At 63.6% G+C, this 12,137-nt stretch carries 15 protein-coding genes; 13 read left to right on the forward strand and 2 right to left on the reverse strand.

Annotation, left to right across the window (positions count from 1 at the left end):
• Positions 1-247: 247 nt before the first annotated feature.
• A complete protein-coding gene (locus AC23D4_RS22630; RefSeq protein WP_008344252.1) occupies positions 248-2,950 on the forward strand; it encodes a Tn3 family transposase in 2,703 nt (900 codons plus the stop codon).
• Positions 2,951-4,011: 1,061 nt separating this feature from the next.
• Here the strand turns inward: AC23D4_RS22630 and AC23D4_RS22635 are convergent.
• Positions 4,012-4,293, reverse strand: coding sequence for a type II toxin-antitoxin system YafQ family toxin (locus tag AC23D4_RS22635; RefSeq protein WP_011798718.1), 282 nt, complete (start codon positions 4,291-4,293; stop codon positions 4,012-4,014).
• Positions 4,280-4,543: a type II toxin-antitoxin system RelB/DinJ family antitoxin gene (locus tag AC23D4_RS22640; protein WP_011114070.1), complete on the reverse strand. Its 264-nt coding sequence runs from the start codon at positions 4,541-4,543 to the stop codon at positions 4,280-4,282. The genes AC23D4_RS22635 and AC23D4_RS22640 overlap by 14 nt, the downstream gene beginning before the upstream one ends.
• 170 nt (positions 4,544-4,713) lie before the next feature.
• On the opposite strand from AC23D4_RS22640, the gene AC23D4_RS22645 reads away from it, so the two are divergent.
• The 12 genes from AC23D4_RS22645 (at position 4,714) to kfrB (ending at position 12,123) form a co-directional block, all read left to right on the forward strand.
• On the forward strand, positions 4,714-5,145 hold the full coding sequence (locus AC23D4_RS22645) for an antirestriction protein (RefSeq protein ID WP_011304111.1): 432 nt from the start codon (positions 4,714-4,716) through the stop codon (positions 5,143-5,145).
• A 44-nt stretch (positions 5,146-5,189) separates the two neighbouring features.
• Positions 5,190-5,408 carry a hypothetical protein gene (locus AC23D4_RS22650; RefSeq protein ID WP_011798719.1) on the forward strand — a complete coding sequence of 73 codons (219 nt, stop codon included), beginning with the start codon at positions 5,190-5,192 and terminating at the stop codon, positions 5,406-5,408.
• 11 nt (positions 5,409-5,419) lie between these two features.
• Positions 5,420-6,622, forward strand: coding sequence for a hypothetical protein (locus AC23D4_RS22655; RefSeq protein WP_011798720.1), 1,203 nt, complete (start codon positions 5,420-5,422; stop codon positions 6,620-6,622).
• A 16-nt stretch (positions 6,623-6,638) separates the two neighbouring features.
• On the forward strand, positions 6,639-6,896 hold the full coding sequence (locus AC23D4_RS22660; protein WP_011798721.1) for a helix-turn-helix domain-containing protein: 258 nt from the start codon (positions 6,639-6,641) through the stop codon (positions 6,894-6,896).
• Between the two features lie 156 nt (positions 6,897-7,052).
• Positions 7,053-7,289: a stable inheritance protein KleA gene (gene kleA / locus AC23D4_RS22665; protein WP_011255200.1), complete on the forward strand. Its 237-nt coding sequence runs from the start codon at positions 7,053-7,055 to the stop codon at positions 7,287-7,289.
• Between the two features lie 208 nt (positions 7,290-7,497).
• The gene (gene kleE / locus AC23D4_RS22670; RefSeq protein ID WP_011798722.1) at positions 7,498-7,824 is read left to right on the forward strand and encodes a KleE stable inheritance protein; all 327 of its coding nucleotides are present in this window, start codon (positions 7,498-7,500) and stop codon (positions 7,822-7,824) included.
• 2 nt (positions 7,825-7,826) lie between these two features.
• The gene (locus tag AC23D4_RS22675) at positions 7,827-8,156 is read left to right on the forward strand and encodes a DUF2761 domain-containing protein (protein WP_011798723.1); all 330 of its coding nucleotides are present in this window, start codon (positions 7,827-7,829) and stop codon (positions 8,154-8,156) included.
• Between the two features lie 106 nt (positions 8,157-8,262).
• Positions 8,263-8,571, forward strand: coding sequence for a transcriptional regulator KorA (locus tag AC23D4_RS22680; RefSeq protein ID WP_041836477.1), 309 nt, complete (start codon positions 8,263-8,265; stop codon positions 8,569-8,571).
• Positions 8,568-9,332: a ParA family protein gene (locus tag AC23D4_RS22685; protein ID WP_041836471.1), complete on the forward strand. Its 765-nt coding sequence runs from the start codon at positions 8,568-8,570 to the stop codon at positions 9,330-9,332. Before AC23D4_RS22680 ends, AC23D4_RS22685 begins: the two co-directional genes overlap by 4 nt.
• A complete protein-coding gene (locus AC23D4_RS22690; RefSeq protein WP_088138644.1) occupies positions 9,329-10,396 on the forward strand; it encodes a transcriptional repressor gene korB in 1,068 nt (355 codons plus the stop codon). Before AC23D4_RS22685 ends, AC23D4_RS22690 begins: the two co-directional genes overlap by 4 nt.
• 201 nt (positions 10,397-10,597) lie before the next feature.
• On the forward strand, positions 10,598-11,605 hold the full coding sequence (locus AC23D4_RS22695; protein WP_011798726.1) for a DNA-binding protein: 1,008 nt from the start codon (positions 10,598-10,600) through the stop codon (positions 11,603-11,605).
• A gap of 170 nt (positions 11,606-11,775) precedes the next feature.
• Complete coding sequence (gene kfrB, locus AC23D4_RS22700; RefSeq protein WP_011798727.1) at positions 11,776-12,123, forward strand: IncP plasmid survival protein KfrB; 348 nt, start codon at positions 11,776-11,778, stop codon at positions 12,121-12,123.
• Positions 12,124-12,137: the final 14 nt, after the last annotated feature.

Genomic DNA, 12,137 nt, shown 5'->3' on the forward strand with positions numbered 1-12,137 from the left:
CCCGAGGAGTCAGCGATGAATCGAGCCTTCGTGGACGCGGCCCAGTCCGTCAATGTCCTCGTCGACTCCTCCAAGTTCAAGGCGCAAGCAATCTTCAGGATCGGGGTCTCCTCGTTTTCAGTGCAATAAGTGACGGTACGCAAAGCTAGCACTGGCGCGGGGGTGGTCTGGGTAGACCGTTGATTTCATTGACTTTCCTGTTCGCTTTGTAAACGGGTATGGTGGCCTCCCACTTTTGAGGTTCACGATGCAGGGTTGGCACACAACGTTTTTGGGGATGCGTGGGCTCCCCCGCGATATCAGCGACTTCGAGATGAAGGCATTTTTCACCTTCGATGGTGCCGAGCGCGACGCAATCAATGCACGCCGAGGTGATTCCCACAAGCTTGGTCTGGCGCTCCATATTGGTTTCCTGCGCATGAGTGGGCGTTTGCTCGGTGCCTTTCGGGTAATTCCAGTACTCGTGCGGGCGCGTCAATGGCTGTACAAGAACAAGCTGGTGATCGTGCACGAGCGGGCAATTCGGACACTGATTGCGGCGGCACTTGCCCAGCTTGAAGTTGAAACAGGCACCGCCATCGCCGCCAGCGTTGATCCAGCAACACTTGATCGCTGGCGAGCCTCAGTTTCAGAGCTGCGCCCAGATGGACAAACCCAGCAGAGTTGGCTATGGGCTGCACCGGCGAAACACTCAACCCGCCAAATCAGCGAGGTACTGGAGCGCATCGACCTGCTTTACACGCTGGACGTTCATAAGCACCTGGCAGACATCCCCGATCTCATCTTGCGCCGCTACGCGCGCCGACTTGTCTCCAGGCCGCCCTCAGCCGGAGCCAAGATCAAAGAGCCAGCGCGCACCGTGGAGGTCGCATGCTTTCTTCGGTATTGCCTGTTCACCACCACAGACCAGTTGATCCTTATGGTGCAGCGCCGGATCGCCGATCTGTGGCGTCAGGCTGCCGCCGATGTCCCCGCTACCGTCAATTGGGCCGCAATGTACAAAACGCTGCTCGGCGAACTTGTTGCCTTGAGCGCGCAAGGTGCGGTGCCAGATGCTGAGTTGCGTGCCCGTCTTGAAGCCTTGATCACCGAAACCCAGAAACGCAAACCACCGAGCAGGGCCTCCCTGGTCCGCGAGGGATTGATTGATGGAATTCGCCCCGTGCGGTCGTTGCTCGTCGCCATTGCAAAGCTGCCCTGGCAGGCCACCGGCGAGCATCCTGCCATCGAGTACCTTGCCAAGCTGCAAGCTTTATATCTCAAAGGATCCAGAAAGCTGCCAGTTGAAGTGGTGGCACCAAGTCTGGGAATGATCTGGCAGGTTTCGATCTCCAGCCCAGACCGGGAACGGGCGTTTCAGGCGTTGGAGGTGGCCACCCTGTTTGCCCTGCGCCGCGCGGTGCGCAATGGCTCGGTCTGGATTGAGCACAGCCTGAGCTTTCGGGGTCGTGCGCGCTTGTTCTTCACGGACGAGCGTTGGCAGGCAGAGTCCAAGAAACACTATGCCCGTCTATCGTTACCCAGCAAGGCTGCCACTTTCTTGAAGCCTTTGCTGGCCAGAGTAACTGCCGGTGTCGATGCGGTGGCCGCTGCAGCCCGCAGTGGCGTACTGCGCGTGGATGATGAACTCCATTTGTCGCCATTGCCCGCAGAGGACGAAGACCCAGAAGTGACCAAGCTGCGCGCGGCTTTGGATCACCGCATCGGTGAGGTTCAATTGCCGGAAGTGATTCTGGCCGTTGACGCCCAGGTGCGCTTTAGCTGGATCATGCTCGGACGTGAGCCGCGCTCTACCGACGAGCTGCTGATGGTCTATGCCGGCATCATGGCCCACGGCACCAGTCTGACTGCGGTCGAATGCGCGCGCATGATTCCGCAATTGTCTGCCACCAGCATTCGCCAGGCCATGCGCTGGGCGCGGGACGAACGGCGTCTGAGCCAGGCCTGCCAGGCTGTGCTGGAATTCATGCAGCGACACCCGATTGCCGCCACCTGGGGGCGGTCCGATTTGGCATCTTCTGACATGATGACCATGGAGACCACCAAACGGGTGTGGCAAGCCCGGCTTGATCCTCGGCGCAACACACCTTCCATTGGAATCTACTCCCATGTAAAAGACCGGTGGGGCATCTTCCATGCGCAGCCCTTTGTGCTCAATGAGCGCCAGGCGGGCGTGGCCATTGAAGGTGTCATCCGCCAAGAAAAGCTGGAGACCAGCCAGCTTGCTGTGGATACCCATGGCTACACCGACTTTGCCATGTCACATGCCCGTTTGCTTGGTTTTGATCTTTGCCCGCGGTTGAAGGAACTCAAACAGCGCCACCTCTTTGTGCCACGCGGCACCAAAGTGCCCGCAGAAATCGCTGCGGTGTGCGAAGCCAATGTCGACGTCGCTTTGATCGAAAAGCATTGGGATAGTCTGGTGCACCTGGCAGCCTCGGTCATGAGCGGACATGCCAGTGCGGTGGCAGCTCTTGCGCGGTTCGGTTCTGCCGCCCAGGGCGATCCAATCTATGAGGCTGGCGTGCAATTGGGGCGGTTGCTGCGTACGGCGTTTTTGGCTGACTACTTTGTCAAGGACGCTTTCAGGAACGAGTTGCGCCGGGTGCTCAATCGGGGCGAGGCTGTTAACGCCCTCAAGCGCGCCATTTATACCGGCCGGATCAGCCCGGCGCAGGCCAAACGTGTCGATGAAATGCAGGCTGTGGCCGATGCGTTGAGCCTGATGGCCAACATCGTGATGGCGTGGAATACCTCACAGATGCAGGCGGTCCTGGATCGCTGGTCGAACCGCCGCCAGGTCATTCCACCGGAACTGATCGGGAAGATTGCGCCCACCAGGCTGGAGAGCATCAACTTGCGGGGTGTGTTTCGCTTCCCGGTTGACCGCTATGCTGACCAAATCCTGCCTTCGCGGCCAAATGCATCGATAACTGGCACCAATGGATGAAACCGACCACGGTTTGACGCCACGAATCGCAGATTTGAAAGTGAACAGGAAAGTCAATGAAATCAACGATCTACCAACACCACCTCCGCGCCAGTGCTAGCTTTTCGTACCGTCACTTATTGCACTGAAAACGAGGAGACCCCGTTTCCGGGGCCTTCCCTGCCCTGCCCCACCGGCGCGGCCGTTGTGGACAGTTCCGAGACAAGTCGGCCGGCTCCGGCCGGCGCAGCCCTGACGTTGACACTTGAGGGGCAGCACGGCCGGCGCGATGCTGACACTTGGGGGGCGGCGGTCGATTTCGACCTGGCCGAGCCGTCCAGGTGGCCGCCGAGGCGGCCCAAGTGCTTGATCCGGCGCGACTTATCCACCGAAGTTGTGGATAAGCCTGTTAGGAACCCTGCCCCGGTATTGACACTTGAGGGGCGGCCCTATTGACACTTGAGGGGCGCTTTTCTTGACACTTGAGGGGCAGCCTATTGACACATGGGGGGCTTATCCATTGACACTTGAGGGGCGGCCCCTTCGCCCTTTTCCTTGGCGTGACAACGGTTTACGCGCGTTTTTCGGTGATGCTAACCGGAGTTTTAACCGCTTTTATAACCTTTTTATATAAACCGATAGGAATAACCAGAGGCTGGCGAAAAAAACGGCAATACGGCCCAAGCGGGCGCGCAGCATGACCGGCCGCCGAAGGGGGGTGCCCCCCCTTCTCGATCCCACCCGGCCGCAAGCGGCCTCCCATCCCCCCAGGGGCTGCGCCCCTCGGCCGCAAGCGGCCTCACCCCACGAATGGAGCGCCTTCGGCGCTGCGGCTTAGGAGAGCCAGGCGCAAGCGCCTGGCGAAAGGCAGTAAGTTCGAGAGCTTGCGAGGGGGCAAAGCCCCCTCACACTCCCCAACTAGGCCGCGCCAGTTCGACTGCCTGCGTGACCCTCAAGCACCGCGGCAACTCCACCGCCGCAGGTTTTACGCCAAGGAAGGGGGTCGGTCGGGCTGGCCGGTGGAGCGGGAACGCCCCTCAAGTGTCAAAGAAACGTGAGACGCGGGGCCAGGCCCGCGCCGATCACAAGCCGAGTTCGGAGTGAGAGCCGAGGCGCACCAGGCGCAACGTGTCGGCGTCGGGCTTCTGGTAGATCAGCACCAGGTCGGGCTTGACGTGGCAATCCCGGTGATCCTTCCAGTCCCCGGTCAGCGCGTGGTCGCGGTGCCGAGGTTCCAGCGGCTGGTCGCCGGCGAGGGCGACCAGGACGGGCACCAGGTCGGCATCGAGCGTTGCCCGGTGCTGCCCTTTCGCCTCGCGCTTGTAGTCGCGCTTGAACTGGCCGGTGCGCTCAATCTGCCGCATGCAGATCGGCCATCAGATCGTTGACGGTGGCGAAGCGCGGCAGCTTGCCCTTGCGGGCTTCCTTCATCGCCTCGATGGTGGTGGCGTTCGGAATCAGCGGCTCGAAGGGCAGCGCCTTGTCCTGGGCCACCTTCGTGAGCAGCAGCCGCACCGCGTCGGACACGGTAAGGCCCATCGCGGCCAGGACGGCCGCCGCTTCTTCCTTGATCGCGCCGTCGATGCGCGTTTGCACGAGCTGGTTTGCAGCCATGATCGTTCTCCGGTTGGTTTCGTGAATTACATTGTAATGCACGCCAAGGGAAAGGACAAGGTTTAGCGGCTAAAAAGTTTAGCTAAAGTGCTTGACGATTAGGGCATTTTGCCCTAATATAGCTCTTGAAGGCCGGGCATTTCGCCCAGGTCGATACCGGAGAAAGTCCGATGAGCATGCAACCCGTCCCCGAGGCCATCACGGCTACCCTGATCCCCGATGCCAAGCGCATGAACTACCTGCCGGCGACGTTCGGCCGCTACTTCATGCGCGGCGAGTCGCTGGTGTACGGCTGGATGCGCCGACTGTCCAAGGACTACAGCGGCGGCTTCTGGCACTACTACAGCCTTTCCAACGGCGGCCACTACATGGCCCCGGAAATGGGCGACTCGCGCCTGGCGGTGCTGGTCGATGGTAACGGCTTCGAGGGCAACCTGTCCGCCGACGCCGCCGGCATCGTCGCCAGCCTTTTCGCGCTGAACCAACTCACGCACGAGGCCAAGGGCGAGGCCCAAGACCACCTGATCGAGCAGTATTACAAGCTGGTCGAGTTCGCCACGACTCACCCCGAAAGCGGCGCAATCCGCCGGGCTATTGACTGATGAGGGGCGGCCCCGGCTTCGGCCGGGGCTTCCAGGAGGCGATCATGACCAGGAACAACGCTCACCAGGCCCCGACGAACAGCTACGCGACGGATGGCAAGTGCCACAACGCCGAGCCGGGCACCTACGGCCACGAATGCGGCAAGCCGGCCGCGTGGATCGGCACGGACTACAAGGGGTTCAGCTCGGGATTCTGCGACGACTGCAAGCGCCACGGCTACGAAGCCCGCGACGTGATCGCGTGGCGGCGTGTTGACATTTGAGGGGCCGGCCGATGGCGAAGAAACGCAAGACGCCGGCCCAGCCGGGCCAGGACTGGAACGCGCCGGCGGCCGAGCTGCTGGCCGAGCTACCCACCGACCGCAACGAGCTGCTGGCCGCCGCCGTGGCGGCCGTGGTGGAGATCGACGCGGCGATCATGCGCGGCGACGGTGCGGCCGCCACGGCGGCCAGCGACCGATACGAGGCCGTCATCTGGAAGATGAACGGCGGAACGCACGTGGGCAGCATGGCCGACCACGACGCGCCCGGCCAGGTCATCGAGCGCCATTGCGCGGCGGTGCCTGGCGACGTGCCCTTGTGGGGCCAGCGCGGCCAGTTCCTGGTCGCGGATGGCGACATGCGCGCCCTGGTGGAGTACGAGGCCGGCTACGGCGGGCCGCTGGGTGCCCACTTTCAGTTCCACGTCATCGACCTGGACAGGCCGTTTATCTCCGAAACGGGCTACCGCTCGCACTTCGACACGGCGCGGGGCTGCATGACGGTGGACGAGGTTGCGCGCGGCATCCTGGCCGCGCAGCGGGCCGAGAAGAAGCGCCCGGTGATGGTCGAGGCCAGCTACCGCGACCGCCTGGCCGATGCTCCCCTGCCCGCCTGGCTGGCCGGCCTGGAGCCGCCGGCGCGGCGCGAGCCGGCTACCGTCCTGGTGCCGCCGGGGTTCGTCCTGGTCGATGTGGTGTTGCCCTCGCATCGGGCCTTCATCGCCAGGCGCTGGGCGGCCGAGGCGGCGACCAAGATCAAGGCGGCCAGGGCCGCCGGGTTGAACGCCAAGGGAAAGGGCGCAGGCACAGAGCGAGATCCCGCATCGCCAGAACCGACGATGACCTGCAGCACCGTCAAAGCCGACGATGCCGCGCCGGCCGAGGGCGGGCCTGTATCGCCGGAAGCGACGATGCCGAGCAGCGGCGCGGAGAGCTGCAGCATCGCCAGGAATGACGATGGAGGCCCTGCCGACCTGGTGGAGTTCAAGGCCGGCCAGCGGTGCGAGATCGTGAGCGTCCATCACCCGGTTTTCAACCGCTACATCGGCAAGCGCATCATCATCGTGAAGGTGCATCCCGACACCCGCCAGGTGTGGGCGCACGACGACAGGCCGATCACGTACAAGACCAATCGCGCCGGCCGGCGCGTGGTCGATTCAGACCCGAGCTGCATCCAGTCGATCTACGGCTTCGACCAGTTGCGGCTTATCACTTGACCAGGAGAACGAACAAATGACGAACGACGCCAATATCCGGCTGGAGTGCTTGAAGCCGGCCGAACGCTGGGCGCAGCCGACCGGGGAGGAAGTCCGCGAGGTGCTGCGCCTGGCCGGCTTTACGGGTGCGAGGGCCGCACAGGCGCTAGGGCTGGGCGAGAAAGGGGGCCGAACCGTGCGCCGGTGGCTTTCGGAAGATAGCGCCATTTCTTACGCCAATTGGGCGCTGCTATGCGAAATGGCCGGGCTTGGGTTGATCTGGAAAGAGGATTGACGCCAAGGGAAAGGTTTTAGCGGCTAAAGTTTAGCCTTCGGATTCCGGTAAAGCGAAAAAAGTTTAGCTAAATTGCTTGACAGGCTAGGGCATTTTGCCCTAATATAGCACTTGAAGGCCGGGCATACCGCCCAGGTCGATACCGGAGGAAGTCCGATGAGCGACAACAAGATCATGCCCTGGATTGATGAGCTGGAGGGTGCGGCAGCGACCGACTTCCCGGCCCGCCGTGACGAGATCGCGGCCATGATGGCCGAGGCGGCCGAGCTGGTGCGCAAAGCCGAGGAACTGCGCGGCAAGGCGTACTTCGCCGGGTGCTCCCTGGAGGGCCAGGCCAAGGGCCATTGGTCGATGGAAGCCGTCGAGCAGGCCAAGCGCCGGGCCGGCTGGTAAGGGCACATGGCCCGGTCGGCAACGGCCGGGCCTATCGAGGACGCCAAGAAGGAGTATTGCGTGAGCCGAGGCAAGATCGAGGGCGGCCCCAGGTGGAGGAACGCCCCGGAGTGATCCGGGGCGCTTGGCCTGGTGCTGGCACACCGTAACCATGCTTCCGAGTGGGAGCACCCAGCATTCAACACGTAAGCGCGTGGAGGGTCAAGCTATGTCCAACATCATCAAGTTCCCCAAGGAGATCGAGCAGCCCGCCGCGCCCGCGCCGGTGGAGCCTGCCGCCGCGCCTGCTGCCCCCGCGAAGGCCCCAGGTGCTGGCCTGCTGGCCGGTCTGGTCAAGTTCGTATGGGTGGCGACCGTCCTGGTCTGGCCGGTGCTCAAGTGGGTGCTGTCGATCATCACCTTCTTCCAGTTCGTGCGGATGCTCTACCACTGGAACACGCCCGGCGTGTCTGCCGGCTGGTCTTTCCTGGCGTACTTCGCGGCACTGACCGCGATCACCTACTTCGTTTCGATCTACAAGCCGAAGGGGCTTTGACCATGAAGAAGCAGACCATGCCGTACCCGCCGGGGTTCGTGGAGCCGAACACCGGCCGGGTGGCCGTCCTGGTGCACGACTACGCGGCCAGCGACTTGAACGGCGATGCGCCGGCCTACTGGTACAGCGCGCAATCCGAGGAATGGGGTCTTGACCCGTGGCGGCTGGTGGAAGGCGTCGATCCGCACACGTCCGGCGGACAGTTCGACGTGTGCTTTGCCAGCGGTTCGAGCCGCACGGTCGGCCCGCTGATGACGTTCTTCTTGAGTGCCGCTGACGCGGCCAGGTTGAACGCCAAGGAAGGAGATCATGCGCCCATTTTTAGCCGCTAAAAGGCTTGACGCGGGTGGCAAGTTTAGCTAAACTTCTGCACATGGTCGGCGGCTGGCACCGCCTTTTGTTCAACAACCGGGTGTGGAGTTTATATGGGTGTTCTCCATGAAGAAACGGCTAACCGAAGCCCAATTTCAGGCGGCGATCAAGGGCCTGGAGATCGGGCAGCAGACCATCGACATAGCGCGCGGCGTGCTGGTCGAGGGAAGGCCCCAGGCCGAGTTTGTGGCCTCGCTGGGGCTGTCCAAGGGGGCGGTGTCGCAAGCGGTCAGCCGCGTGTGGGCAGCAGCGGGGGGAGTGCTCCCCGAGGGATTCGAGCGGGTGACGGCGGTACTGCCGGAGCATCAAGCGTTCATCGTCAAGCGTTGGGAAGCCGACGCCAAGGGAAAGAGGAAACAGGAACCCAACTCATGAAAACACTGGTCACGGCAATTCAGAAAGGCGGCCAAGGCAAGACGTTCGCAACCTGCCACCTGGCATTCGACTTCCAGGAGCGCGGCCTTCGGGTTGCAGTGATCGACCTGGACACCCAGGGCAATGCGAGCTGGACGCTGGCCGGCCACGACTCGGGCTATCCCGCCAGTCGCATGTTCACCGCCGGCGGCGACGAGCTGCGCGCCTGGTTCGCTGGCCGGGAAGATGACGGCCTGGCGCTGATCGCGGCCGACGCCAGCCTGGCGAACCTGGACAAGATGGACTTGGCCCAGGCCGCCGGCGCGCTGCGGGCCAGCATCGAGGCGCTGGGCGAGTTCTTCGACGTGTGCCTGATCGACACGGCCCCTTCCCTTGGCGTTGCCATGACGGCGGCCGTGCTGGCCGCCGACTACATGCTTTCGCCGGTCGAAATGGAGGCGTATAGCTTGCAGGGCATGAAGAAGATGGTTGCCGTCATCGGCAACCTGCGCAAGCAGAACCCGAAGCTGCGCTTCCTCGGCATGGTGCCCAACAAGGTGGACGCGCGGAAGCCGCGCCACGTCAGCAACCTGGCGACCTTGCAGCAGGCATACCCGCAACTGATCTTGCCGTTCAGTGTCGGCGCGCGAGACAGCATCGCGGAGGCGCTGGGCGAGCAGATGCCGGTGTGGAAGATCAAGAAAACCGCCGCGCGCAAGGCCACGCAGGAAGTGCGCGCCCTGGCGGATTACGTGTACACGAAGATGGAGATCGCGCAATGACCAGCGCCGTAAAGACCAACGCCACGAAGAAGGCCCCGCAAGCGGCCGCAGAGAAGCCCAAGGGCGGCGGGCTGGGCCTGGATGGCCTCGGCGACCTGTCGAGCCTGCTGGACGAGCCACAGGCCGCGAATGCGGCCCCTGGCGGCGGCCCCCAGGAGCTGCTGCTTGACCTGATTGACGAAGATCCACACCAGCCGCGCACGGCCGACAATCCCGGCTTCTCGCCGGAGTCCATCGCCGAGATCGGCGAGACGATCAAGGCCCGAGGCGTGAAGTCGCCCATCAGCGTGCGCGAGAACCCGGACGCGCCGGGCCGCTACCTCATCAACCACGGCGCACGGCGCTACCGTGGCTCGAAGTGGGCCGAAAAGACCAGCATCCCGGCCTTCATCGACAACGACTACAACGAGGCCGACCAGGTAATCGAGAACCTGCAACGCAACGAGCTGACGGCCCGCGAGATCGCGGACTTCATCGGCCGCGAGCTGGCGAAGGGCAAGAAGAAGTCGGAGATCGCCAAGGAGATCGGCAAGTCGCCGGCATTCGTCACGCAGCACGTCACGCTGCTGGACTTGCCGGAGCCGATTGCCAGGGCGTTCAACGCTGGCCGCAGCAAGGACGTGACCGTTATCAACGAGCTTGCCACGGCGTACAAGAAGAACCCCGAGGAAGTGCGCGTATGGCTGGAGGACGACAGCCAGGAGCTGACGCGCGGATCGGTCAAGATGCTGCGCGAGTACCTGGAGGACAAGCGCAGCCAGGACGGCGAGCGCGACCCCAACACCGTCGATGCCTTCACCGGCAAGACGGACGGCGAGGCCGAGGGCGACGGCGACGGGCAAGGCCCGGATGATGACGCCAAGAAGAAGGAGCCGAAGGAACCCGACCCGGACAAGCTCAAGAAGGCGATCATCCAGGTCAAGCACGATGACCGCCCTGCCCGCCTGATCCTCAACCGCCGGCCGCCGGCCGAGGGCTGGGCCTGGCTCAAGTACGAGGATGACGGCCAGGAGTTCGAGGCCGACCTTGGCACCGTGCAGCTTGTCGCGCTGCTGGAGGGCTAGACGCCCCTGCACGAGACCCCGCCGACCCCCCACACCCCTGCGCCCCGCCATCGAGCGGGGCTTTTTTTGCCTGCGTGCCCAGCGCCGGGGCCGGCCGCGTTTTAGCCGCTAAAAAAGTTCAGCTAAACCCTTGCGCCTTGTTGTATGTTGTAGTATGCTACACGCTACAACATACAACACCGGCCAAAAGGAGGCCCAATCATGGCAATCACGAAAGAGCAGATATTTGCGGTCGCCGACGACCTGGACGCCGCCGGCCAGAACCCCACCCTGGCGAGCGTGCGCAAGCAGCTCGGCGGCGGGAGCTTCACGACCATTTCCGAGGCGATGAACGAATGGCGGGCGCGCAAGGCCAGCCAGGCGGCCCCGATCCGCGAGCCGGCCCCGGCTTCGATCACCGAGAAGCTGGCCGAGCTGGGCGGCGACTTGTGGGCCGTGGCCCTGGACATGGCGAACAACCGGCTGGCCGCCGAGCGCGAGGCGCTGGAAGCTGTCCGCCAGGAAACCGAGGCCGCGCGCCAGGAGGCCGCAGAGCTGGCCGACCAGCTCACCGTCGAGCTGGACGAGGCCAAGGGTCGTATCGCGGCGCTGGAGGCCGCAGAAGCCACCGCCAAGGCCGAGGCCGAGGCGCTACGCGAGAAGCTGGCAGCGGCCGGCGAGAAAGCGGCCACGGCCGAGGCCCGCGCCGGCGAGCTGCGCACGGAGCTGGATCACGCCCACCAGGAGGCGCGCCAGGTGCGCAGCGAGCGCGACAAGGCCCAGGAGAAAGCGGCGGCCAGCGCCGACCAGGTGGAGGCCCTGCGGGCCGAGCTGGCGGCCGCGAACAGCAAGGCAACCGAGGTCGAGCGCCGCGCCGGCGAGCTGCGGGCCGACCTGGAGCGTGCGAACCAGGCAGCGACCGAGCAGCAGAAGGCCGCCCAGGCGCTGGCCGGTCAGCTTGACCAGGTGCGCGGCGAGCTGGCGAAGGTGCAGGCCAAGGCCGACGCCGCCGACCAGGCGCACCAGGAGCAGCGCAAGCAGATCGCGGCCGAGGCGCACCGCCAGGCCGAGCGACTGACGGCTACTCAGGCCGAGCGCGATGCGGCGCGCAAGGAGGTCAGCCAAGCCCGCGAGGAAGCGGCTACTCTGCGGGGTCGCCTGGAGGCCCTGGAGACCGTCATGGCCGCCGGGAAGGGCAAGGGCAAGGGCGATAGCACGAGAAACGCCTGACGGCTATGCAGATTTTCAATAAAATGTAGCTTTAGTCGTATCTCCCCGGCCCCAAGGACGAGTCGGCCTCGCGTGCCGAGGTCGGCTTTTTTATTGCCGGAGACGGAACACCTAGAAGGCCAAAGGAGGGATTCCAACATTTTGCGAAACACTAACGATAGGAGCGCCCTATGAAACAACGCCTCTTGGTCATGAACGGACAGCGGATCGTTCAGACCGAGCAAGAAGGGGCTTGGGCCAATCAGAAGGTTGATAAGGCGGGCGCGTTAAAGCCTGGCATCTACAACCTATACATGGCCCAGCAGGCCGACAAGAAGCAGACTCATGATGGCGTGATCGTTCATGCCGACAACAATCAGGTGTTCCAGCAGATCGGCAAGAACTTTGTCATGCACGCCCGGTCAGATTTCGATAAAGTACCTGAAATCGGGAGTGCGAAGAGCATCAGCTACAGCGCACAAGGCAAAGCAGTAGTTGCCGCCGAGGCCCCGAAACTCACGCGAGGCCGATCCCGATAGCTTTTAGCGGCTAA

Source organism: Hydrogenophaga sp. L76 (assembly GCF_057654755.1).